Source organism: Pseudomonas sp. Tof1 (genome assembly GCF_055390395.1).
Genome location: NZ_AP024344.1, coordinates 6,323,053 through 6,346,658 on the forward strand (window position 1 = coordinate 6,323,053; position 23,606 = coordinate 6,346,658).

15 protein-coding genes and 4 pseudogenes are annotated in these 23,606 nt (G+C 62.8%); 11 read left to right on the forward strand and 8 right to left on the reverse strand.

Annotated features, from left to right (window positions below):
• Positions 1 to 10: 10 nt before the first annotated feature.
• The 5 genes and pseudogenes from ACZ5KU_RS28550 to ACZ5KU_RS28570 all read right to left on the reverse strand — a co-directional run bounded on the left by ACZ5KU_RS28550 (position 11) and on the right by ACZ5KU_RS28570 (position 7,027).
• Positions 11 to 1,258 carry an ABC transporter permease gene (locus ACZ5KU_RS28550; RefSeq protein WP_054064665.1) on the reverse strand — a complete coding sequence of 416 codons (1,248 nt, stop codon included), beginning with the start codon at positions 1,256 to 1,258 and terminating at the stop codon, positions 11 to 13.
• 211 nt (positions 1,259 to 1,469) lie between these two features.
• Positions 1,470 to 2,513 carry an ABC transporter substrate-binding protein gene (locus ACZ5KU_RS28555; RefSeq protein ID WP_017902871.1) on the reverse strand — a complete coding sequence of 348 codons (1,044 nt, stop codon included), beginning with the start codon at positions 2,511 to 2,513 and terminating at the stop codon, positions 1,470 to 1,472.
• A 71-nt stretch (positions 2,514 to 2,584) separates the two neighbouring features.
• Complete coding sequence (locus ACZ5KU_RS28560; protein WP_054057010.1) at positions 2,585 to 3,709, reverse strand: ABC transporter ATP-binding protein; 1,125 nt, start codon at positions 3,707 to 3,709, stop codon at positions 2,585 to 2,587.
• A gap of 248 nt (positions 3,710 to 3,957) precedes the next feature.
• Positions 3,958 to 4,587 (reverse strand): response regulator, encoded by a 630-nt coding sequence (locus ACZ5KU_RS28565; RefSeq protein WP_054057011.1) that lies wholly within the window; start codon positions 4,585 to 4,587, stop codon positions 3,958 to 3,960.
• A 17-nt stretch (positions 4,588 to 4,604) separates the two neighbouring features.
• Positions 4,605 to 7,027 (reverse strand): annotated as a pseudogene (locus ACZ5KU_RS28570) (PAS domain-containing sensor histidine kinase).
• A gap of 64 nt (positions 7,028 to 7,091) precedes the next feature.
• On the opposite strand from ACZ5KU_RS28570, the gene ACZ5KU_RS28575 reads away from it, so the two are divergent.
• Positions 7,092 to 8,084 (forward strand): alpha/beta hydrolase family protein, encoded by a 993-nt coding sequence (locus ACZ5KU_RS28575; protein WP_054057012.1) that lies wholly within the window; start codon positions 7,092 to 7,094, stop codon positions 8,082 to 8,084.
• A 12-nt stretch (positions 8,085 to 8,096) separates the two neighbouring features.
• Here ACZ5KU_RS28575 and ACZ5KU_RS28580 read toward each other — a convergent pair.
• The 3 genes and pseudogenes from ACZ5KU_RS28580 to ACZ5KU_RS28590 all read right to left on the reverse strand — a co-directional run bounded on the left by ACZ5KU_RS28580 (position 8,097) and on the right by ACZ5KU_RS28590 (position 10,561).
• Positions 8,097 to 8,863, reverse strand: a pseudogene (locus ACZ5KU_RS28580) (TerB family tellurite resistance protein).
• 1 nt (position 8,864) lies between these two features.
• Complete coding sequence (murU, locus tag ACZ5KU_RS28585) at positions 8,865 to 9,539, reverse strand: N-acetylmuramate alpha-1-phosphate uridylyltransferase MurU (protein ID WP_464736577.1); 675 nt, start codon at positions 9,537 to 9,539, stop codon at positions 8,865 to 8,867.
• The gene (locus tag ACZ5KU_RS28590) at positions 9,536 to 10,561 is read right to left on the reverse strand and encodes an aminoglycoside phosphotransferase family protein (RefSeq protein ID WP_416770724.1); all 1,026 of its coding nucleotides are present in this window, start codon (positions 10,559 to 10,561) and stop codon (positions 9,536 to 9,538) included. The genes murU and ACZ5KU_RS28590 overlap by 4 nt, the downstream gene beginning before the upstream one ends.
• Before the next feature lie 398 nt (positions 10,562 to 10,959).
• Here ACZ5KU_RS28590 and ACZ5KU_RS28595 point away from each other — a divergent pair.
• The 10 genes and pseudogenes from ACZ5KU_RS28595 to ACZ5KU_RS28640 form a co-directional block, all read left to right on the forward strand.
• A pseudogene (locus tag ACZ5KU_RS28595) lies at positions 10,960 to 13,515 on the forward strand (LPS-assembly protein LptD); the annotation flags it as partial.
• The gene (locus ACZ5KU_RS28600; protein WP_081009941.1) at positions 13,490 to 14,812 is read left to right on the forward strand and encodes a peptidylprolyl isomerase; all 1,323 of its coding nucleotides are present in this window, start codon (positions 13,490 to 13,492) and stop codon (positions 14,810 to 14,812) included. The pseudogene ACZ5KU_RS28595 and the gene ACZ5KU_RS28600, both read left to right, overlap by 26 nt.
• Positions 14,809 to 15,798 carry a 4-hydroxythreonine-4-phosphate dehydrogenase PdxA gene (gene pdxA, locus ACZ5KU_RS28605; RefSeq protein ID WP_464736578.1) on the forward strand — a complete coding sequence of 330 codons (990 nt, stop codon included), beginning with the start codon at positions 14,809 to 14,811 and terminating at the stop codon, positions 15,796 to 15,798. Before ACZ5KU_RS28600 ends, pdxA begins: the two co-directional genes overlap by 4 nt.
• Positions 15,795 to 16,613, forward strand: coding sequence for a 16S rRNA (adenine(1518)-N(6)/adenine(1519)-N(6))-dimethyltransferase RsmA (gene rsmA, locus ACZ5KU_RS28610; protein ID WP_054057019.1), 819 nt, complete (start codon positions 15,795 to 15,797; stop codon positions 16,611 to 16,613). The genes pdxA and rsmA overlap by 4 nt, the downstream gene beginning before the upstream one ends.
• 121 nt (positions 16,614 to 16,734) lie before the next feature.
• Positions 16,735 to 17,115, forward strand: a complete 381-nt coding sequence (apaG, locus tag ACZ5KU_RS28615) for a Co2+/Mg2+ efflux protein ApaG (protein WP_464736579.1) — start codon at positions 16,735 to 16,737, stop codon at positions 17,113 to 17,115.
• On the forward strand, positions 17,115 to 17,990 hold the full coding sequence (locus ACZ5KU_RS28620; protein ID WP_054057021.1) for a symmetrical bis(5'-nucleosyl)-tetraphosphatase: 876 nt from the start codon (positions 17,115 to 17,117) through the stop codon (positions 17,988 to 17,990). The genes apaG and ACZ5KU_RS28620 overlap by 1 nt, the downstream gene beginning before the upstream one ends.
• 35 nt (positions 17,991 to 18,025) lie before the next feature.
• On the forward strand, positions 18,026 to 18,355 hold the full coding sequence (glpE, locus tag ACZ5KU_RS28625; protein WP_054057022.1) for a thiosulfate sulfurtransferase GlpE: 330 nt from the start codon (positions 18,026 to 18,028) through the stop codon (positions 18,353 to 18,355).
• A gap of 301 nt (positions 18,356 to 18,656) precedes the next feature.
• Positions 18,657 to 20,578 (forward strand): annotated as a pseudogene (locus ACZ5KU_RS28630) (PrkA family serine protein kinase).
• A gap of 139 nt (positions 20,579 to 20,717) precedes the next feature.
• Complete coding sequence (locus ACZ5KU_RS28635) at positions 20,718 to 21,989, forward strand: YeaH/YhbH family protein (protein ID WP_017902887.1); 1,272 nt, start codon at positions 20,718 to 20,720, stop codon at positions 21,987 to 21,989.
• Positions 21,986 to 23,557: a SpoVR family protein gene (locus ACZ5KU_RS28640; RefSeq protein WP_054057024.1), complete on the forward strand. Its 1,572-nt coding sequence runs from the start codon at positions 21,986 to 21,988 to the stop codon at positions 23,555 to 23,557. The genes ACZ5KU_RS28635 and ACZ5KU_RS28640 overlap by 4 nt, the downstream gene beginning before the upstream one ends.
• The last annotated feature ends 49 nt before the right edge of the window (positions 23,558 to 23,606 follow it).

Consider the following 23,606-nt stretch of genomic DNA (forward strand, 5'->3'; position numbering starts at 1 on the left):
GATTCTCTCCTTAACCCAGGCTCAGGCGGCTGGCGCCCACCAGCCGGCTGTAGATCAGGTACAGCAGCACGGTCGCCAGCAGCAGCAGGCCGCCCAACGCCGTCGCCATGCCCCAGTTGATGCTGGTGTTGGTGTAGAAGGCGACGAAATAGCTGACCATCTGATCGTTCGGGCTGCCCAACAGCGCGGGGGTGATGTAGTAGCCGATCGCCAGAATGAACACCAGCAGGCAACCGGCACCGACACCGGCATAGGTCTGCGGGAAGTACACCCGCCAGAAGCTGGCGAACGGGTGGCAGCCCAGGGAGATCGCCGCCCGCATGTAGGTCGGCGAGATACCTTTCATCACGCTGTAGATCGGCAGAATCATGAACGGCAGCAGGATGTGGACCATGGAGATGTAGACCCCGGTACGGTTGAACACCAGTTCCAGCGGCTTGTCGATCACCCCCATGGCCATCAGCGCGCTGTTGATCAGGCCGCCCGACTGCAGCAGCACGATCCACGCCGCCACCCGCACCAGGATGGAGGTCCAGAACGGCAGCAGCACGAGAATCATCAGCAGGTTGCTCTTGCGTGCCGGCAGGTTCGCCAGCAGGTAGGCCAGCGGATAGGCCAGGACCAGACAGACCGCGGTGATCACCAGGCCCATCCAGAACGTGCGGGCAAAGATATCGAGATAGATGGCCTGGTCAGGGGTGGCCGCGGCCAGTTCGCCGAGGTCGTCGATGCGATGATCGACGGCCGCCAGCAGGTAATAGGGGGTGACACTACTGGTATTGCGCCGGATCGCCTGCCAGTAAGCCGGATCGCCCCAACGTTCATCGAGGGCTTCCAGGGCTTCCTTGTAGGAGGCCGGTTCAGTCTTGAACGGCAGGGAGCGGGCAGTCTTGGTCAGCAGGCTGCGGTAGCCGGCCAGCTCCATGTTCAGGCGCTTGGACAAGTCGCCCAGGTTCTGATTCTTGCGGGCCTCACCCAGCTCTTCGCCAAGGGCCTTGTAGGCTGCCTCTCCAGGCAGGCCCTTGCCATCCCAGGCCGACACGGCTGCCACGGTACGCGGCAGGGCGCTGATCACCTCGGGGTTGCCGACGCTCTTGTAGAGCAGCGCGACGATAGGCACCAGGAACACCAGCAGCAGGAACAGCACCAGCGGCGCGATCAAGGCCTGGGCCTTCCAGCGGTTGACCCGCTCGGCGCGTGCCAGGCGCTGCTTCAGGGTGGGACTGGTCCCCTCGTTCAGAGGAACGGTGATGGCCATGACGAACTCCGGAAAATTTTTATTGTTACTGACGCATACCGACACCCGATGTGGCGCCTGTAGGAGCGCGGCTTGCCCGCGAATAGGCCCTTGAGGCCGCTAAAAGCTTCGCGGGCAAGCCACGCTCCTACAGGTCAAGGCCAGCAGCATTGGCGGCGCTTGAACGGACGCCGCCGCCAGCAAGCCGGCTCCCACAAAGGGCTGTGGTGTATTACTTGGCCGCCCAGGCGTTGAAGCGCTGCTCCAGTTGCTCGCCGTTGTCAGCCCAGAAGCTGACGTCGATCTGCACCTGGTTGGCGATGTTTTCCGGCGTGGTCGGCATATCCTTGAGGATGTCCTTGGCCAGCAACGGTACCGCCTGGGTGTTGGCCGGGCCGTAGGCGATGTTCTCCGAGTAGGTCTTCTGCTGCTGCGGCATCACCGAGAAGGCGATGAACTTCTTCGCCACGTCGGCACGTGCCTTGTCCAGGCCCTTCGGAATGGCCCAGGCATCGAAGTCGTAGATACCGCCGTTCCACACCACCTTCAGGTTGCTTTCCTTCTGCACCGCGGCGATCCGGCCGTTGTAGGCCGAGCTCATCACCACGTCGCCCGAAGCGAGGTACTGCGGTGGCTGGGCACCGGCTTCCCACCACTGGATGTAGGGCTTGAGTTCATCGAGCTTCTTGAAGGCGCGATCCTGGCCATCCTTGCCAGCCAGCACCTTGTAGACGTCTTTCGGTGCAACGCCGTCAGCCATCAGGGCGAATTCCAGGGTGTACTTGGCACCCTTGCGCAGGCCGCGCTTGCCCGGGAATTTCTTGGTGTCCCAGAAATCGGCCCAGCTGGTTGGCGCGGAAGCGAGCTTGTCGGCGTTGTAGGCCAGTACGGTCGACCAGACGAAGAAGCCTACGCCGCATGGCTGGATGGCACCCTTGACGTAGTCTTCGGTCTTGCCGAACAGCGCCGGGTCCAGTTGCTCGAACATGTCTTCGTCACAGCCGCGGGACAGTTCCGGCGACTCGACTTCGACCAGGTCCCAGGACACGCTCTTGGTGTCGACCATGGCCTTGACCTTGGCCATCTCGCCGTTGTACTCGCCGGCGACGATCTTGCCGTTGCCCGCCTGAGCCTCCCAAGGGGCATAGAACGCCTTGACCTGGGCCGCCTTGTTCGCGCCACCAAAGGACACCACGGTCAGGTCGGTCGCCGCCATGGCATTTGCCGCGCACATCAGCCCTACTGCGAGGGCACTGAATTTCAGGGATTTGAGCATTTATTCTTCTCTCCACGAGTGCAGGTTGGTGAAGCACGGGGCGATGGATTCGCCTCTTGGGGTACAGCGCTTCAGCTGGCGTCGAGCACCGGGTCCAGCGCGCGAACGTGCTCGACCTGCCAGCCAAGGGGTACGACATCACCGACCGCCAGCGCCGGGTCGAGCTCGGCGATGGGCTGTTTCACGAAGAAGTCGGTTTTGCCGCAGACTTCCAGACGCACGCGAACGTGGTCGCCCAGATAGATGAATTCGGCCACGCGCCCGGAGAAGCGGTTGACGCAGGATTCGCTGGAACCGTTGAGGCTGATGCGCTCGGGGCGGATCGACAGGGTCACCGGCTCGCCGGCCTTGCCGACATTCACCGCCAGGGCCTCGACCTTCTCGCCGCGCCCCAGCTCGACCACGCAGCGATCGCCGTTGTGGCTGTGCAAGCGCCCGCTGAGGCGGTTGTTCTCGCCGATGAAGTTGGCGACGAAAGTGTTGCGCGGCTCTTCATAAAGCGTGCGCGGTGGCGCGATCTGCTGGATCTCGCCCTGATGGAACACCGCCACCCGATCGGACATGGTCAGGGCTTCGCCCTGGTCATGGGTCACGTAGACCACGGTCACGCCGAGACGCTGGTGCAGGTGCTTGATTTCCATCTGCATGTGTTCGCGCAGTTGCTTGTCCAGCGCGCCCAGCGGCTCGTCCATCAGCACCAGTTGCGGCTCGAACACCAGTGCCCGGGCCAACGCCACCCGCTGCTGCTGGCCGCCGGACAACTGCGCCGGGTAACGCTGGGCGAACTTGTCGAGCTGGACCATGCCCAGCACACGCTTGACCCGCTCGCTGATGTCGGTCTTGCTCAGGCCGCGCACGGTCAGCGGGAACGCCAGGTTCTCGGCCACGGTCATGTGCGGGAACAGCGCATAGTTCTGGAACACCATGCCGATATCGCGCTTGTGCGGCGGCACGTTGTTGATGGAGCGCCCGGCCAGTTGGATCTCGCCGGCGGTCGGTGTTTCGAACCCGGCCAGCATCATCAGGCTGGTGGTCTTGCCGGAACCGGAGGGCCCGAGCAAGGTAAGGAATTCGCCCTTGCGAATGTCCAGGTTGAGGTCCTTGACGATCAGGTTTTCCCCATCGTAGCTCTTCTGCACGCCACGAAAGCTGACCAGGATGTCCTTGGCCCCAGCGCTTGAATCAACCTCGCTCATACCCACACCTTTTTGTTTTGACTGCCGTGGTCTAAGCCTAGTGAAGGCTGCACACAGCGCAAATCGGGGGCCGGGAGAGATTGTCCTCAGCAGTCTGGAAGAGTTGTTGTAGGGATTGCCCTACAGGGATGGCGCTATTGGATAAGCCGACAAACGGATCGCCACGGCAGGCCTTATGACATCATCCAGCCCCGACCGACAGTTGTCGCAAATGGATACGCCCACTCTTTTTTCCATCGGCGCAAGCGTCAGAGCAACTTGTGCTCCATGGCGTATTTCACCAGTTCAGCCAGGGAGGTGACGTTGAGTTTCTGCATCAGCCTGGCCTTGTGGGTACTGATGGTCTTGCTGCTCAACGCCAGTTGCTGGGCGATGTCGTTCACGTTGGCGCCCTGGGCCAGGCGCTCGAATACCGAGAATTCCCGCTCCGACAGCAAAGCGTGCAGTGGCCGGGAATCGGTCAGGCCGACCTCGAAGACCATCCGGTCGGCCAGTTCGGGGTCGATGTAGCGCCCGCCCGCCGCCACCTTGCGAATGGCGGTCAGCAACAGCGACGGATCACTGTCCTTGGTGGCATAGCCGGCGGCGCCGATCTTCAGCGCCCGGGCGGCCATCTGCGCCTCGTCATGCATCGACAGCACCAGGATCGCCGGCGGATCGCTCAGCGCGCGAATCCGCGGAATGGCCTCCAGGCCGTTGACCCCGGGCATCGAGATATCCAGCAGCACCACCTCGCAGGGCGTATGCCGCAAGGCTTCCATCAGTTGCTCGCCATTGCTCGCCTCCCCCGCCACCTGCAGGTCCTTGGCCAGGCCGATCAACTGCTTGATGCCCTCGCGGACGATGGTGTGGTCTTCGGCTACCAGTACGCGGATCACGTCTTACTCCTGCTCGGTCAAAGGGCTTGCATGGCCTGCGGCGGGTCCAACGGTACACGAACGCTCAGCATCGTGCCTTCGCCGACAGCGCTTTCCAGCGACAGGCTGCCGCCCAGCATCAGTACGCGCTCGCGCATGCCGACCACGCCGAACGAAGTCGGCCGGCCACTCGGGGCGACAAACCCGACCCCGTCATCGCTGATGCTCAGGCACAGGTCCTGCCCGTCGATCGCCAGCGTCAGTTCCACAGTATGCGCCTGGGCATGGCGCATGACATTGGTCAGCGCCTCCTGGAGAATCCGGAACAGCCCGGTGGCCTTGGCATCGCTGAGCGCCGGCAGGTTTTCCGGAACCTGCACCAGGCACGGGATCTGCGTCCGCGCCTCGAAACGCCGCGCCTGCCATTCGATCGCCGAGGCGATACCGGCATCGAGAATCGGCGGGCGCAAGGCGGTCGCGACATCGCGCACCAGTTGGAACAATTGCGCGATCAGCTTCTTCATGCTGTTCAGGCGCTCGTTCAACCCGGGGTCCAGCTCGGCATAGGCCAGCTCGCACATGGAGGTTTCCAGCTTGAGCACCGTCAGCATCTGCCCCAGCTCATCGTGAACCTCCCGGGCGATACGGGCCTTCTCCTCCTCCCGGACACTCTCCAGGTGCGCCGACAGCTCGCGCAGTTGCTCGCGCGAACTGGCCAGTTCCAACTCGATCCGCTTGCTTTCACTGATGTCCCAGACGATACCGTCCCAGACCATCGTGCCATCCGCCAGACGGCGGGTGATGGCCTTGATCTCGGCCCAGCGCTGCCGGCCTTCGCGGGTCATGATCCGGCCCTGCCAGGACCAGTCGCTGCCGGAATCGATCGCCAGGTCCTGGACACGATGATAGTCGGCGCGGTCGTCCGGATGGACCACGCTGCGCAGGCCGACCTCCTGCCGACGCAGGGTGGCGGGCGCATGGCCCACCAGGCTCTCGCTGCCCTCGCTGATATACGGGAAGTACAGCTCGCCGGTCTGCGGCACCCGCTCCAGGCGAAATACCAGCCCCGGAACGTTGGCCGCGATCCCCTTGAGCCGGGCCTCGCTCTCCTGCAGCGCGGCCAGGGCACGGCGGCGCTCGGTGACATCGTTGAGATAGACCACCAGGTATTCGCCATCACGAAAGCGCAGGAAGCTGAGGGACACGTCGGCCGGCAGGATGCTGCCGTCGGCCCGCAGGCATTGGGTCTCGAAGCTTTGTGGCGCCTCGTCGCTGGCCCGGGCGCGCTTCCACAGGTTCAGCCAGCGGTCCATGTGCAGGTTCGGCTCAAAGTCGATCAGCGGCCGATCGAACAACGCGCCCGGGGGTAGCCGAGCATCTCCTCGGCCGCCCGGTTGGCATAACGCACGTGGCTGTCCCAGTTGACCCAGAGAATGCCCACGGTGCTCTGGTCGATGGAAAACTGGGTCAGGCGCAAGGCCTCCTCGCTGGCCTCGCGTCGGGCCAGGTCCTCGCGGGCGGCGAGCAGGGCCTGCTCGAGGCTGCGTTGCTGGCGGCGCAACCAGAACACGATCGCCAGGCCCGCCATGAACATCACCGCCAGCAGCAGGCAAAGGTTCTGCCAGAAGCCCGGCGATGCCGACAGGCGCGGGTACTTGGGTTGCAACCAGCGCAGGTGGAGTTGATCGAGGTCCCGAGCCGGTATCGCATGCAACGCCTTCTCGACGATGCCCGCCAGTTCCGGCCAGTCACGCCGGCTGGCCACCCGTAACAGTTGCGGCAGGCCGATATCGCCGACCACCGCCAGCCCGGCGAACTCTTCCTCGCCGGACAGGCGACTGAGTTGCGCCTCATCGACCACGGCATAACGGGCCTGCTGGCTCAACAGCAGTTGCAGGGCCTGGCGCTCCGCCGGAACGCCCTGCAGGTTGAGATTGCTGTAGGTACCGCGCAGGTAATCGGCAATCGCACTGGGCATGCGCACGGCGACCCGGGTCTGGCTGTCGAGCTTTTCCAGCTCCACGGCCCCGGCGCCGTTGCGCTCGCCAACGACCAACTGCGGCACCCGCATGTACGGATCGGAGAACAGCCAGAGGCGCAGGCCGGCCGGCGTCTGGGTCAGGCCCGGGGCGAGATCGACCTCGTCCTCCTCCAGAGCCTTTTCCAACTGGACCTGGTCGGGAAAGTTACGCCAGGTCAGCTCGACATTCATCGCCTTGGCCAGCCACTGCATCAACTCGACATTGGCCCCCGACAGGCGCTGCAGGCGTCGGTCGTACTGCGCGTAAGGCGCCTGCAGTACCAGCCCGACCCGCAGTTCCCGATGCTCGTCGAGCCAGCGGCGCTGCTCGGCGGACAAGGGCAGGCCATTGCCCGCAGGGGCCGGCGCAGCCCAGGCGATCAAGGGAAGACACAGCCAGCCGATAACCCAAAGACAGCAAAAACGCATGATTCGACTCATCCACACTGACAAATACTGACCAACCCATTAGGCTGCCAGGATTACCTCTGGCCTGGAAAATCCGATGCCCCCTGTCTACCGCTCGGCACTGCCTGCGCTGTGCCTGTCGATGATCCTACCGCTTGCCGCGCCGGTCCTGGCGGCAGATCCGGCACCCGCACCGGCGAAAGACACGCCCGCCGAGAAACCGGTTGAACGCCAGTCCTTGCCCGAACGCAGCCAGGAAGACGCCACCGCCCTGGAGCGGCAACTGCCGCTACAGGAGCAACAACAGCTGCAGGCGGCCGGTGACACCTTCCTGGCCCTGTGGAAACCGGCCAACACCCCGACGCCCAGCGGTGCGGTGATCATAATCCCCGGGGCCGGTGAAACCGCTGACTGGCCCCAAGCCGTCGCGCCCTTGCGCAACCAATTGCCGGACGCCCAGTGGAGCAGCCTGAGTCTGACACTCCCGGACCTGCAAAGCGACGCCTCCCTGCCACGGGTGGTCGAAGCGCCAAAACCGGCGGAGCCGGCAGCGAGCAACAGCAAGGACGCCAGTACCACCAGCAAGCCGATCGAACAGGCGGCCAGCGCCGAAGCCGACATTCCCGACCAGGCCCCCGCCGCCACCGCCGAGGACCCGCTCAAGGGCGATGCCGAGCGGATCTTTGCCCGTTTCGATGCCGCCATTGCCTACGCTCAACAGCAGAATGCCCGCAGCATCGTGTTGCTGGGGCATGGCACCGGCGCCTACTGGGCAACCCGCTATCTGATCGAGAAAGCCTCGCCACAAGTGCAGAAGCTGGTGCTGGTGGCTGCGCAGACGCCGGCCAGCGCCAAGGCAGACCTGGCGCAACTGACGCCCGGCCTGAAAGTGGCGACCGCCGACTTCTTCTATCAGGACAAGGCGCTGGATCGCAAAGCCGCCCTGCTGCGCCTGCAAGCCAGCAAACGCCAGAAGACTTCCAGCTACACCCAGGTGGGACTGAAGGCGATACCGGGCAACCCGGGCCAGCAACAGTTGGTCCGGCGGGTTCGTGGCTACCTGAACCCGCAGGATCAGGACAGCCAGTAACCCGCCTGCACCTCAGCGGAAGTCCCGGCGCTCGCGGATCAGCGCATAGGCCTGATGCAACTCCCGGGTTTTCTCGGTGGCTTCCTGCACCTGGGCCGGGGTCGCGCCCATCCCGGCCACCTTGTCCGGATGGTGACGACTGAGCAGGCGCCGATAAGCCCGCTTGATCTGTGCCGGCTCGCTGGTCGCGGTCACCCGAGTACCCGCAAGGCATCCTGATAGCTGCCGGCGCTGCTCATCAGCGGCTTGCGGCTGGGCTCGTAGTCACTGGCCAGGGCCTGGACCTGCTGCGTCGTCCAGCCCAGCCACTTGCCCCAGAGCAGAATCAGCTCGCGCTCCTCCCGCCCGGCCCGACCGTCGGCCCAGACCATTCGCCAGCAGGCCCGCAGCACACCCTCGGCGGCGTGGGGCTGGGCCTTGAGGTGACGCAGGTAGCCACGCAGGCGATCCTCTCCCGACTTGCCCCGGTTGAACGCGGCAATCGCCCGCCGCTGCGCCGGTTCGCCCATGTCCAGTTGGCGCATTTCCTGACGCGCCTGCTGGATGTGCCCGTCGACCACCCGTCCATCACTCTTGGCCAGGCGCCCGAGCAGGACGAACAGCAGTTCGTCGTTGCGCAGTGCCGGTTTGCCGCCCAGGCGTTCGCGCAAGTGTGCCCAACTGTGCAACTGCAGGCGCCGATCCAGCGCCTGCCCCAACAACCCGCCCAACATGGCCCCCGGAATGCTGGCGATGGCAAAGCCCGCCCCGGCTCCAATCAGAGTCCCTGGCCACAACATATCAGTGCCTCTCTTGCAGCAGTTGCTCGACTTGGGCCAGGCGCTCCACGGTGCCGACATCCACCCACTGTCCCTGAAGGTGCTCGCCGCTCACCTGCCCTCGGGCCATGGCCTCGCGCAACAGTGGGGCCAGCTTGAACGCCCCGGCATGGCAACCGGCAAACAGTCGCGGATGCAGCACCGAGATGCCGCTGAAGGTCAGCCTGGGCAGATCCGGACGATCGTCGAACAGCCGACCGTCAAGCAGCGCAAAGTCGCCTCCGGACGGATGATGCGGCGGGTTGTCGACCATCACCAGGTGAGCCAGGCCAGCCAGCGGACGGCGCAATGCCGAGAAATCATAATCGGTCCAGATATCGCCATTGACCACCAGGAAGGGCTCGTCGCCCAGCAACGGCAGCGCCCGGAAGATCCCGCCACCGGTCTCCAGCGGCTCGCCTTCCGGCGAATAGGCGATGCTCAGGCCATGACGCGAACCGTCGCCGAGGTAATCCTCGATCTGCTGGCCGAGCCAGGCATGATTGATGACGATCTCCCTGAAGCCGGCCGCCGCCAGGGCCCGCAGGTGATAGTCGATCAGCGGCACGCCGTTGGCCCGGATCAGCGGCTTGGGTATGTGCAGGGTCAGCGGGCGCATGCGCTCGCCCTTCCCCGCCGCCAGGATCATCGCCCTCATAGCGTGGCCCCGGACGGCAGGCGCAGGCTGTCAAGCAGTTCACCCAGCTCGGCCAACTCCGGCCGGCGTGCCAGCACCGCTTCGATATAGGCGAAGAAGCGCGGCACGTCCGCCAGGTAGCGCGGCTTGCCATCGCGATGGCAGATACGGGCAAAGATACCGATCACCTTCAGGTGGCGCTGCACCCCCATCAGGTCGCTGGCCCGGTGGAACGCCTCGAAATCCGCCTGGACCGCAATGCCCTGCTGGCGAGCCCGCTCCCAGTAGCCATGCAGCCAATCGACGACCCGGGCCTCGGGCCAACTGAGAAACGCATCCTTGAACAGGCAGGTAATATCGTAGGTCACCGGGCCGTAGACTGCATCCTGAAAGTCCAGCACCCCCGGGTTGGGCTCGCTCAGCATCAGGTTGCGCGGCATGTAGTCACGGTGCACCAGCACCTTCGGCTGTGCCAGGGCACTGTCGATCAACAACGTACTGACCCGCTGCCACAGCTCCAGTTGCCGTGGGCTGAAGACGGCACCCAACTCGCGCCCCACATACCATTCGGGGAACAGCTCCAGCTCGCGCCGCAGCAGGGCGACGTCATAGCTCGGCAGATCGGCCTCCAGCGGCAGTTGCTGGAAAGCCAGCAAGGCATCGATGGCATCGGCGAACAGGGCATCGGCGTTCTCGTCATCGATCACATCCAGATAGGTCCGGTTGCCCAGGTCGTTGAGCAGCAGAAAGCCGTTTTCCAGATCCTGAGCATAAATTTCCGGCACGTTGATGCCGGATTTCGCCAGCAAATGGGCAATATCCACGAAGGGTTTGCAGTTCTCGCGCGGCGGCGGAGCATCCATCACGATGAAGCTGCGGTCCTCGCCCTGCCAGCGGAAATACCGGCGGAAACTCGCGTCACTGCTGGCTGCGGTCAGGGTGGCGTCCGGTACGGCACCCCAGCCCCTGGCCAGGAACAGGGATGCCAGTTGCTCATCCAGCCAAACTTTCAGGTGTTGCAAGCGTAGATCTTGGTCGGGCATTACTAAGGGTCTCCGACGGCGCTAGCCGTCAAGCGGGTCATGCTTTATTATCCAGCATCTTTTTCAGACCATCGATAGGCGTGCGGCCCTTACCGCGGGCAGATGGCACGCAGGAAGCCCGGACTAATAAGATGGCATTGAAATCCCCCGCGTTTCGTAGAAAGTTTCCGTTGCTGGTCACCGGCGGTTTGCTGGCCCTGCAACCTCTGGCCACTTCGTTCGTTGTTGCTGCTGAACAGTATGACTGCTCGGCCTCGGCTTCGGGCGCCTGGAGTTGTGCGCCGAAAGCGACCACCGCCCAGTTGCCACCGCGTCCCGTGCACGACGCCGGCTCGGTCGGCGGCACCTCCCAGGCCACCGCGGACAGCAGCTCCGGCAGCGACAGCGCGCCGGCGACCAAGCTGGTCACCGAAGCCAAGGGCCGTGGTCTGAAATCCCGCAGCGCCGACTACAGCCACCTCGACTGGGTTCCCCGCGAGAAGCTGACGCCGGCCCAGTTGGCCGAGACCGGACCATACTGCTCTGGTGCCTATATCGAACCGATTCGTCCTGGCATGAATGACAAGACGAATAAAAGTGATGCGCCGACCTTCATCGGTGCCAAGGCTTCGCGTTACGAGCAGGAGCAACAGGTCGCCAGCCTGGCCGGTGACGTGGTCATGCGCCAGGGCAGCATGCAGGTCGAGGCCGACGAGGCGAACCTGTACCAGGCGGAAAACCGTGGCGAGCTGAGCGGCAACGTGCGTGTTCGCGACAACGGCGCCCTGATGGTGGGCGATCACGCGGACGTCCAGCTGGACACCGGCGAAGCCAAGGTCGACAACGCCGAATACGTGCTGCACAAGTCACGCGTGCGGGGCAGCGCGCTCTACGCCAAGCGGGCCGAGAACGCGATCATCCGTCTCAAGGACGGTACGTACACCACCTGCGAACCGAGCAGCAACGCCTGGCAACTCAAGGGCAACAACATCACCCTGAACCCGGCGACCGGCTTCGGTACCGCGACCAACGTGACACTGCGGGTCAAGGACATTCCGGTCCTGTACACGCCGTATATCTACTTCCCGATCGACAACCGTCGCCAGTCCGGCTTCCTGCCGCCGAGCTTCAGTTCGGATAGCGACAACGGCTTCACCCTGGTCACACCGTACTACTTCAACCTGGCACCGAACTACGATGCCACGTTGTACCCACGCTACATGACCAAGCGCGGCTTGCTGATGGAAGGGGAATTCCGCTACCTGACCAAGTCCAGCGAAGGCCAGTTCGGCGGCGCGTACCTGAACGACGACAGCAACGATCGCTCGAAGCAGACCGACTCCGAAAAAACCCGCTACATGCTCAACTGGCAGCACAAGGGCGGCCTGGACTCGCGTATCCTGACCGAAGTCGACTACACCAAGATCAGCGACCCCTACTACTTCCAGGACCTGACCAGCGACCAGATCGGCGTCAAGGACAGCAGCAACTACGTCAACCAGCAGGCTGCCGTCAGCTACCGCGGCGACAGCTATACCGCCAAGCTGAACCTGCAGGCGTATCAGATGGCCAGCGTGTCCAATATCACGCCTTACAACCGCCTGCCGCAGATCACCTTCAACGGCGAACTGCCTTACCATCCCGAAGGTCTCGATTTCACCTACGAGACTGAAGCGGTGCGTTTTGAACGTAGCCTGGAGACCGGCAACTTTTTTGACAAGGATGGCGGGCCGTTCAACGCGGACGGTACCGTGGGCACACCACGCCTGGACACCAACGTCACCGGTCTGGCCCGCGCCAACGGTGACCGCCTGAATCTCAAGCCAGGTGTCAGCCTGCCACTTAACTGGACCTATGGCTACGTAAAGCCATCGCTCAAGTACCAGTACACCAAGTACGATCTGGACCTTGGCGCCCAGGGCAGAGAGGATCTGCTCACCAACCGTGGCAACGCTTCTGCCTTGGGTGAGAGCTACAGCAGCTCGCAAAGCCGTGGCGTGCCTATCGCCAGCATCGACAGCGGCCTGTACTTCGACCGCAACACCAGCATGTTCGGCACCAACTATCGCCAGACCCTGGAACCACGCCTGTTCTATCTCTACGTTCCAGAGAAGGACCAGAAGGACATTCCGGTTTTCGATACGGGTGAGTACAGCTTCAACTACGCCTCGCTGTTCCGCGAGAACCGTTTCTCCGGTTCGGACCGTGTCGGCGACGAGAACAAGCTGTCCCTGGGCGTGACCAGCCGCTGGATCGAGGACAACGGCTTCGAGCGCCAGCGCATCAGCGTCGGCCAGGCCCTGTACTTCAAGGACCGCGCCGTTCAATTGCCAGGTGTCGACTACCATACCCGCGCCGACGCCAAGGCCAACGTATCGCCCTACGCCCTGGAATACGCCTACCGTTTCAACCGCGACTGGCGCGCGACCGCCGACTACAACTGGGACCCGGACAGCCACAGCCCACGCTCGGGCAGTGCGATGTTCCACTACCAGCCTGAAGACAACCCGAACAAGGTCTTCAACGCCGGCTATCGCTATCGCAACGACCAGGTCATCTACAACCAGAACACCGGTCAGTGGCAGTTCGGTGGTGACTACGGCACTCCAGGCACGCCTGGCTACGTGAAGGACTACTACAAGATCCAGCAGCACGATTTCTCGGTCATCTGGCCGGTGGTGCCGCAGTGGAACGTCATCAGCCGCTGGCAGTACGACTACAACCGCAACCGCACGCTGGAAGCCTTTGGTGGTTTCGAGTATGACAACTGCTGCTGGAAACTGCGCCTGATCAACCGTTACTGGGTCAAGTATGACGAATTCAGTCAGGAAGCCCCACAGAACGAGAAAGGCGACCACGGCATCTTCCTCCAAATTGTCCTGAAGGGTCTGGGCGGCGTTCTCGGCCAGAAAGTAGAAACCTTCCTCGACAAAGGCATCCAAGGTTATCGTGAACGTGAAGATCAAGCTTTCTGATTGTCTGCGCCCGCTGATGCTGGGCGCACTGGCCCTGAGTGCCGCGGTTCACGCCGCGGTACAACCCCTGGACAACGTCGTGGCGATCGTCGACAACGACGTGATCATGCAGAGCCAACTGGACCAGCGCGTCCACGAAGTCCAGCAGAGCATTGCCAAGCGCGGCGGCGGCGTACCACCGACCAGCGTCCTGGACCAGCAGGTCCTCGACCGCCTGATCGTCGAGAACCTGCAGCTGCAGATCGGCGAACGTTCCGGCATTCGCATTTCCGATGAGGAACTGAACCAGGCCATCGGCAGCATCGCCCAGCGCAACAACATGTCGATCGACCAGTTCAAGGCCGCCCTGGCCCACGACGGCCTCTCCTACGAGGACGCCCGCGACCAGGTTCGCCGTGAAATGATCATCAGCCGCGTGCGCCAGCGCCGGGTTGCCGAGCGGGTGCAGGTGTCCGAACAGGAAGTGAAGAACTTCCTCGCCTCGGACCTGGGCAAGATGCAGCTTTCTGAAGAACTGCACCTGGCCAACATCCTGATCGCCACCCCGGACAGCGCCAGTTCGCAAGCCATCCAGGCCGCGGCGGCCCAGGCCCAGGACATCTACCGGCAGCTGAAGCAGGGTGCCGACTTCGCCCAGTTGGCGATTGCCAAGTCCGGCAGCGACAACGCCCTCGAAGGCGGTGACATGGGCTGGCGCAAGCCGGCACAACTGCCACCACCGTTCGACCAGATGTTGAGCAACCTGCCGGTAGGCGGGATCACCGAGCCAGCCCGTGCACCCGGTGGTTTCATCATCCTCAAGGTACTGGACAAGCGTGGTGGCGAGACCCAGATGCGCGACGAAGTGCATGTTCGTCACATCCTGATCAAGCCGAACGCCATCCGCAGCGAAGCCGAGACCCAGGCACTGGCCCAGAAACTCTACGAGCGCATCCAGAATGGTGAAGACTTCGCCACCCTGGCCAAGAGCTTTTCGGAAGACCCGGGTTCGGCTCTCAACGGTGGAGACCTGAACTGGATCGACCCGAAGGTACTCGTTCCCGAGTTCCAGGAAGTGATGGCCAAGACCCCGCAAGGCGTGCTGTCCAAGCCATTCAAGACCCAATACGGCTGGCACGTGCTGGAAGTCCTCGGCCGTCGCGCCACCGACAGCACCAATCAGGCTCGCGAGCAACAGGCCATGACCGTACTGCGTAACCGCAAGTACGACGAGGAGCTGCAGACCTGGCTGCGTCAGATCCGCGACGAGGCCTACGTTGAAATCAAGCTCCCTGGCGCAGACCAGGCAGCCAAGTGAAACCCTGGCGTTTTGCGCTGACCCCCGGCGAGCCGGCAGGCATCGGTCCAGACCTTTGCCTGCTGCTGGCCTCGCAGCCCCAGCCCTACCCCCTGATTGCCATTACCAGTCGTGACCTGCTCGCCGAGCGGGCCACGCAACTGGCCGTGGCCGTCGACCTGCTGCCGGTAGGGCCGGACCATTGGCCAGAGCAGCCGGCCCCCGCTGGCAGCCTCTACGTCTGGGATACGCCACTGGCCGCCCCGGTCGTGCCCGGGCAACTGGAGCAGGCCAACGCGGCCTTCGTCCTGGAAACCCTGACTCGCGCCGGCGAAGGCTGCCTCAACGGCGATTTCGCCGGCATGATCACCGCTCCGGTGCACAAGGGCGTGATCAACGACTCCGGGATCGCCTTTTCCGGGCACACGGAGTTCCTCGCCGACCTGACCCATACCCGCCAGGTGGTGATGATGCTCGCCACCCGCGGACTGCGCGTGGCGCTGGTCACCACGCACCTGCCGCTGCGCCAGGTGGCCGACGCGATTACCGACGAGCGCCTGGAGCGCGTCACGCGCATCCTGCACACCGATCTCAAGGAAAAGTTCGGCATCGCCCAGCCACGAATCCTGGTATGCGGGCTCAACCCCCATGCCGGTGAAGGTGGTCACCTGGGCCACGAAGAGATCGACGTCATCGAACCGACCCTGGAGCGTCTGCGCAGTGAGGGCATGGACTTGCGCGGCCCGCTGCCCGCCGACACTCTGTTTACCCCCAAATATCTGGAGCACTGCGACGCGGTGCTGGCGATGTACCATGATCAGGGCCTGCCCGTGCTGAAATACAAAGGCTTCGGCGCGGCAGTCAACGTGACCCTCGGCTTGCCGATCATCCGCACCTCGGTCGACCACGGCACTGCCCTGGACCTGGCCGGCAGCGGCAAAATCGACACCGGCAGCCTGCAAGTCGCCCTGGAAACCGCCTACCAGATGGCCGAGACCCGTTTATGAGCGAGCAATACCAACACCGGGCGCGCAAGCGCTTCGGCCAGAACTTCCTGCATGATGCCGGCGTGATCGATCGCATCCTGCGGGCCATCCGAGCCAAGGCCGAAGACCGCATGCTGGAAATCGGCCCGGGCCAGGGCGCCCTGACCGAAGGCCTGCTGAGCAGCGGCGCACAACTGGACGTGGTTGAACTGGACAAGGACCTGGTCCCGATCCTCAACCAGCAGTTCGCCGGCAAGCCGAACTTCCAACTGCATCAGGGCGATGCACTGAAGTTCGACTTCACCACGCTGAACGCCGCCCCCAACAGCCTGCGAGTAGTCGGCAACCTGCCCTACAACATCTCGACACCACTGATTTTCCACCTGCTGGACAATGCCAGCCTGATCCGCGACATGCACTTCATGCTGCAGAAGGAAGTCGTCGAGCGTCTGGCCGCCGGCCCCGGTGGAGGCGACTGGGGTCGCCTGTCGATCATGGTCCAGTATCACTGCCGCGTCGAACACCTGTTCAACGTCGGCCCTGGCGCTTTCAATCCGCCACCCAAGGTCGACTCGGCGATCGTCCGCCTGGTACCTCACCAGGTGCTACCGCACCCGGCCAAGGATCACCGCCTGCTGGAACGCATCGTTCGCGAAGCCTTCAACCAGCGCCGCAAGACCCTGCGCAACACGCTCAAGGCCCTGCTCAGCAGCGCCGACATCGAGGCCGCCGGCGTCGATGGCAGCCTGCGCCCGGAGCAACTGGACCTGGCCGCCTTCGTCCGCCTGGCCGACAAGCTCAGCGAACAGTCCGACAAGTCGCCTGTCACCGACTGACAGTACACCCCACCGTGACCGGGTACGGCGCCAGACAGCATATCTGGCCTACTACCCGGCACTTGGCCTAGACTGAGTGCCATCAGTCGCATCTTTCGCTTTTGCTTCCAAGGCCTCTTGCATGTCCGATCCTCGCTATCAGGTCGACGTCAGCGTCGTCACCCGGTTCCTCGCTGAACAATCCCAGCCCGAACAGAACCGCTTCGCCTTTGCCTACACCATTACCGTGCAGAACAACGGGCAGTTGCCTGCGCGCCTGCTGTCCCGACACTGGGTGATCACCGACGGTGACGGCCACGTGGAGGAGGTTCGCGGGGCCGGCGTGGTCGGCCAGCAACCGCTGATCGAAGTCGGAGAAAGCCACACCTACAGCAGTGGCACGGTCATGACCACCCAGGTCGGCAACATGCACGGCAGCTACCAGATGCTGGCTGAGGATGGTCAGCAATTCGACGCCATCATCGCGCCGTTCCGTCTTGCCGTACCCGGAGCCCTGCACTGATGGCGGTGTACGCCGTCGGCGACCTGCAAGGCTGCCTGGAACCGCTCAAGTGCCTGCTCGAACGGGTGCGCTTCGACCCTGCCTGCGATCGCCTGTGGCTGGTCGGCGACCTGGTCAACCGCGGCCCGCAGTCCCTGGAGACCCTGCGCTACCTCTATCGCATGCGCGACTCGCTGGTCTGCGTGCTCGGTAATCATGACCTGCACCTGCTGGCTGCCGCGCAGAACGTTGAACGCCTGAAGAAAAGCGACACCCTGCGCGAAGTACTCGAAGCCCCGGATGCACCGGAACTGCTCGGCTGGTTGCGCCAGCAGAAGCTGCTGCATCATGACCCGGAACGCAACGTGGCACTGGTCCATGCCGGTATTCCGCCACAGTGGTCGCTGAAAAAGGCGCTCAAACTCGCCGCGGAAGTCGAAGCGGCCCTGCGTGACGACCAGCAGTTCAGGCCCTTCCTGGCTGGCATGTACGGCAACGAACCGAACAAGTGGGACGGCGACCTGGAAGGCATCACCCGCCTGCGGGTGATCACCAACTATTTCACCCGCATGCGCTTCTGCACCGCCGAAGGCAAACTCGACCTCAAGGGCAAGGAAGGCGCCGACACCGCGCCGGCCGGCTACGCGCCCTGGTTCAGCTTCAGGGAGCGCAGGACCCAGGGGCTGAAGATCATCTTCGGTCATTGGGCCGCACTCGAAGGCCAATGCGACGTGCCGGACATCTTCGCCCTCGACACCGGTTGTGTCTGGGGCAGTGCCATGACCCTGATGAACGTCGACACCGGCGAGCGCCTGAGCTGCAAGTGCGACAGCCAGGGCGGCGTCGCACCACCGCCGACCCTGGCCGAGCGATTCCGCGCCTGGCTCTATCGCTGACTCTACGACCTACAAGCCCCCGACCGGAGCCAACCATGAGCGAATTCAAACGCATCCCTCCCGAACAAGCCCAGGCCCTGCGCGAGCAAGGTGCCGTGGTCGTCGACATCCGCGATCCGCAGGCATTCGCCCTGCAGCACATCGCGGGCGCGAAACACCTGGACAATCACTCACTGCACGACTTCATCACCAACGCCGATCTGGATAAGCCGCTGGTGGTGTGCTGCTACCACGGCAATTCCAGCCAGAGTGCGGCAGCCTACCTGGCGGGCCAGGGTTTCTCCGAGGTCTACAGCCTGGATGGCGGCTTCGAACTGTGGCGTACGACCTATCCTTCGGAAATCGCTCAAGATATTTCCGAATAATTTTTTTCTTCCGCTCAAGCCCGCACGAACCGCGGGCTAGAGCATTTCCTGACGAACGGTAAAGCGCAACTAATTGCGCATCCCGCCTTGACCTCCCCGATTCCGAACTATCCTTAAGCGCGAGGCCATCCAAATCAGGGGAGAGCCGGTACACCGGCGTACGGGTCATCGGTAGTAATTTTCAAGGCCACCGCCGCCTTGAAGGTGTTCTGGGGGGTAAACGGCAACGGCTTCACCGTTGCATGCCAGCACTTGACTGACTGATCCGGCACCGGCTCCAAGTATCGAGCGAGGTGACGTCATGAGCATATTCAGCCATTTCCAACAACGCTTCGAATCCACACGGCAGGAAGAACTCACGCTGCAGGAGTATCTTGAGCTGTGCAAAAAGGATCGCAGCGCCTACGCCTCGGCAGCCGAGAGGATGCTACTGGCAATCGGCGAACCCGAACTGCTGGATACGTCCACCAACTCACGGTTGTCGCGCATCTTCTCCAACAAGGTGATCCGTCGCTATCCGGCCTTTGAAGACTTCCATGGGATGGAGGAATGCATCGACCAGATCGTTTCGTATTTCCGCCACGCCGCCCAGGGCCTGGAAGAGAAGAAACAGATCCTCTATCTGCTCGGTCCGGTGGGGGTGGTAAATCCTCCCTGGCGGAAAAGCTGAAACAACTGATCGAGAAGGTGCCCTTCTACGCCATCAAGGGCTCGCCGGTGTTCGAGTCGCCACTGGGCCTGTTCAACGCCACGGAGGACGGCGCGATCCTCGAGGAAGACTTCGGCATTCCGCGGCGCTACCTGAACACCATCATGTCGCCCTGGGCGACCAAGCGCCTGGCCGAGTTCGGCGGCGACATCAGCCAGTTCCGCGTGGTCAAGCTCTACCCTTCGATCCTCAACCAGATCGCCGTGGCCAAGACCGAGCCCGGTGACGAGAACAACCAGGACATTTCCGCGCTGGTGGGCAAGGTCGATATCCGCAAGCTGGAGGAATTCCCGCAGAACGACGCCGACGCCTACAGCTACTCAGGCGCCCTGTGCCGGGCCAACCAGGGCCTGATGGAGTTCGTCGAGATGTTCAAGGCACCGATCAAGGTGCTGCACCCATTGCTGACCGCCACCCAGGAAGGCAACTACAACAGCACCGAAGGCCTGGGGGCGATTCCCTTCACCGGCGTACTGCTGGCGCACTCCAACGAATCGGAATGGCACACCTTCCGCAACAACAAGAACAACGAGGCGTTCATCGACCGGATCTACATCGTCAAGGTCCCGTACTGCCTGCGGGTCAGCGACGAGGTGAAGATCTACGACAAGCTGCTGCACAACAGTTCGCTGTCCAAGGCGCACTGCGCGCCCGACACCCTGCGGATGCTCGCCCAGTTCACCGTGCTCTCGCGCCTCAAGGAGCCGGAAAACTCGAACATCTACTCGAAAATGCGCGTCTACGACGGGGAAAACCTCAAGGACACCGATCCCAAGGCCAAGTCGATCCAGGAATACCGCGACGCGGCTGGCGTCGATGAAGGCATGAACGGCCTGTCGACCCGCTTCGCGTTCAAGATCCTGTCCAAGGTCTTCAACTTCGACCCCCATGAGATCGCCGCCAACCCGGTACACCTGCTGTATGTGCTCGAACAGCAGATCGAACAGGAACAGTTCCAGGCCGAAACCCGCGAACGCTACCTGCGCTACCTCAAGGAATACCTGGCACCGCGCTACATCGAGTTCATCGGCAAGGAAATCCAGACTGCCTACCTGGAATCCTACAGCGAGTACGGCCAGAACATTTTCGATCGCTACGTGCTGTACGCCGACTTCTGGATCCAGGACCAGGAATACCGCGATCCGGAAACCGGCGAGATCCTCAATCGCGTCGCGCTCAACGAGGAACTGGAAAAGATCGAGAAACCGGCCGGCATCAGCAATCCGAAGGATTTCCGCAACGAAATCGTCAACTTCGTACTGCGCGCCCGGGCCAACAACAACGGCAAGAATCCGACCTGGCTCAGCTACGAGAAGCTGCGGGTGGTGATCGAGAAGAAAATGTTCTCCAACACCGAGGATCTGCTGCCGGTCATCAGCTTCAACGCCAAGGCCAGCAAGGAGGATCAACAGAAACACAACGACTTCGTCACACGCATGGTCGAACGCGGCTACACCGACAAACAGGTACGCCTGCTCTCCGAGTGGTACCTGCGGGTTCGCAAGTCGCAGTAACGGCAGCTGCAAGCGCCAGGCTGCAGGTCGTCGACACGTCCACCGGCGTGTCCGCGGTCCGCGCAGCCAACCGCTTGTCCCCGAGTTTCCAGCCCGGTGCTGGAAGCCTGTAACTTGAAGCTGCCCGGAGGGCTCCACCATGAGCTATGTGATCGACCGACGCCTCAATGGCAAGAACAAGAGCACGGTGAACCGCCAGCGCTTCCTGCGGCGTTACCGTGACCACATCAAGAAAGCGGTCGAGGAGGCCGTGAGCCGCCGTTCCATCACCGACATGGAACACGGCGAACAGATCAGCATTCCCGGTCGCGACATCGACGAGCCGGTGCTCCACCATGGACGCGGCGGCAAGCAGACCGTGGTCCATCCCGGCAACAAGGAATTCACCACCGGCGAACACATTCCCAGGCCACAGGGCGGAGGCGGCGGACGCGGTCCCGGTAAGGCCGGCAACTCCGGCGAAGGGATGGATGAGTTCGTCTTCCAGATCACCCAGGAGGAATTCCTCGAATTCATGTTCGAGGACCTGGAACTGCCGAACCTGGTCAAGCGCAACCTCACCGGCACCGACACCTACAAGACCGTCCGCGCCGGGATCAGCAACGAGGGCAACCCCTCGCGCATCAACATCATCCGCACCCTGCGCTCGGCCCATGCCCGACGCATCGCCCTGTCCGGCAGCAGCCGGGCGAAACTCAAGGAGGCCAAGGCCGAACTGGAGCGACTGAAACGCGAAGAACCGGACAACTTCGGCGATATCCAGGAAATCGAGGCGGAAATCGAACGACTCAGCGCGCGCATTCACCGCGTGCCGTTCCTCGATACGTTCGACCTCAAGTACAACCTGCTGGTCAAGCAACCCAACCCCAGCTCCAAGGCCGTGATGTTCTGCCTGATGGACGTGTCCGGCTCGATGACCCAGGCGACCAAGGACATCGCCAAGCGCTTCTTCATCCTGCTGTACCTGTTCCTCAAGCGTAACTACGACAAGATCGAAGTGGTGTTCATCCGCCATCACACCAGCGCCCGGGAGGTCGACGAGGAGGAGTTCTTCTACTCGCGGGAAACCGGCGGCACCATCGTCTCCAGCGCCCTGAAGCTGATGCAGGAGATCATGGCCGAACGCTATCCAACCAACGAATGGAACATCTATGCCGCCCAGGCCTCCGACGGCGACAACTGGAACGATGATTCGCCGATCTGCCGCGACATCCTGATCAACCAGATCATGCCGTTCGTGCAGTACTACACTTATGTAGAGATCACCCCGCGCGAACACCAGGCCCTGTGGTACGAGTACGAACGCATCAGCGAAGCGTTCAGCGATACGTTTGCCCAGCAGCAGCTGGTATCGGCCGCCGATATCTATCCGGTCTTCCGTGAACTCTTCCAGCGCAGGTTAGTGACATGACCTCCAGAGAGCAGAAACAGCCCAAGCGCCAACCCATTTCCACCGGCTCGGAATGGACCTTCGAACTGATCCAGGCCTACGACCGCGAAATCAGCCGTATCGCCGAGCGCTACGCCCTGGACACCTACCCCAACCAGATCGAGGTGATCACCGCCGAGCAGATGATGGATGCCTATGCCTCGGTGGGGATGCCCCTGGGCTATCACCACTGGTCCTACGGCAAGCACTTCCTCAGCACCGAGAAGTCCTACAGCCGCGGCCAGATGGGCCTGGCCTACGAGATCGTGATCAATTCCGACCCCTGCATCGCCTACCTGATGGAGGAAAACACCATCTGCATGCAGGCGCTGGTGGTCGCGCACGCCTGCTACGGCCACAACAGCTTCTTCAAGGGCAACTACCTGTTCCGTACCTGGACCGATGCCAGCTCGATCATCGACTATCTGGTTTTCGCCAAGCAGTACATCACCCAGTGCGAGGAACGCCACGGTATCGACGCCGTCGAGGACCTGCTCGACTCCTGCCACGCCCTGATGAACTACGGCGTCGACCGCTACAAGCGCCCCTACCCGATCTCCGCGGAGGAGGAACGGCGTCGGCAGAAGGAGCGTGAAGAACACCTGCAGAAACAGATCAACGACCTGTGGCGAACCATTCCCAAGGGCGCGGACAAGCTCAGCGAGAAGGACAACGCCCGCTTCCCCTCCGAACCCCAGGAGAACATTCTCTATTTCATCGAGAAACACGCGCCGCTGCTGGAACCCTGGCAGCGGGAAATCGTGCGGATCGTGCGCAAGATCGCCCAGTACTTCTATCCGCAGCGCCAGACCCAGGTGATGAACGAAGGCTGGGCGACGTTCTGGCACTACACCCTGATGAACGATCTCTACGACGAAGGCCTGGTCACCGACGGCTTCATGATGGAATTCCTCGCCTCCCATACCAGCGTGGTGTTCCAGCCCGGCTTCGACAGCCCCTACTACAGCGGGATCAACCCTTATGCCCTGGGCTTCGCGATGTACCGCGACATCCGCCGGATGTGCGAGGAACCCACCGAAGAAGACCGCCGCTGGTTCCCCGAGCTGGCGGGCAGCGACTGGTTGTCGAGCATCAAGTTCGCCATGAGCAGCTTCAAGGACGAGAGTTTCATCCTGCAGTACCTGTCGCCCAAGGTGATCCGCGACCTGAAGCTGTTCAGCATTCTCGACGACGATCAACGCGACGACCTGCTGGTACCGGCCATCCACGACGAAAGCGGCTACCGGACCATCCGCGAAACCCTGGCCGCCCAGTACAACCTGGGCAACCGCGAGCCCAACGTGCAGATCTGGAGCATCGACCGCCGCGGCGACCGTTCGCTCACCCTGCGCCACCAGCAACACAACCGCAAACCCCTGGGCGACTCGACCGAGGAGGTACTCAAGCATCTGCATCGCCTGTGGGGCTTCGACATCCACCTGGAAACCCTGCAGGGCGACCAGATCATGAAGACCCATCACGTCCCCCCCAAAGGCGAACACGGCGAAAGCGAGTACGGTCGACTCGACCTGGCCGTGATTCACCTCTGAGTTGCAGACACCTCCGTTGGCGGACAACACAGGTTATCCTGTCCGGCTA

Coding starts and splice junctions, on each gene's coding strand:
- ACZ5KU_RS28575 (WP_054057012.1), top strand. CDS start 7,092: ATGCCCCCTGTCTACCGCTCGGCACTGCCTGCGCTGTGCCTGTCGATG.
- rsmA (WP_054057019.1), top strand. CDS start 15,795: ATGAGCGAGCAATACCAACACCGGGCGCGCAAGCGCTTCGGCCAGAAC.
- apaG (WP_464736579.1), top strand. CDS start 16,735: ATGTCCGATCCTCGCTATCAGGTCGACGTCAGCGTCGTCACCCGGTTC.
- ACZ5KU_RS28560 (WP_054057010.1), bottom strand. CDS start 3,709: ATGAGCGAGGTTGATTCAAGCGCTGGGGCCAAGGACATCCTGGTCAGC.
- ACZ5KU_RS28620 (WP_054057021.1), top strand. CDS start 17,115: ATGGCGGTGTACGCCGTCGGCGACCTGCAAGGCTGCCTGGAACCGCTC.
- glpE (WP_054057022.1), top strand. CDS start 18,026: ATGAGCGAATTCAAACGCATCCCTCCCGAACAAGCCCAGGCCCTGCGC.
- murU (WP_464736577.1), bottom strand. CDS start 9,539: ATGAGGGCGATGATCCTGGCGGCGGGGAAGGGCGAGCGCATGCGCCCG.
- ACZ5KU_RS28640 (WP_054057024.1), top strand. CDS start 21,986: ATGACCTCCAGAGAGCAGAAACAGCCCAAGCGCCAACCCATTTCCACC.
- ACZ5KU_RS28550 (WP_054064665.1), bottom strand. CDS start 1,258: ATGGCCATCACCGTTCCTCTGAACGAGGGGACCAGTCCCACCCTGAAG.
- ACZ5KU_RS28635 (WP_017902887.1), top strand. CDS start 20,718: ATGAGCTATGTGATCGACCGACGCCTCAATGGCAAGAACAAGAGCACG.
- ACZ5KU_RS28555 (WP_017902871.1), bottom strand. CDS start 2,513: ATGCTCAAATCCCTGAAATTCAGTGCCCTCGCAGTAGGGCTGATGTGC.
- ACZ5KU_RS28590 (WP_416770724.1), bottom strand. CDS start 10,561: ATGCCCGACCAAGATCTACGCTTGCAACACCTGAAAGTTTGGCTGGAT.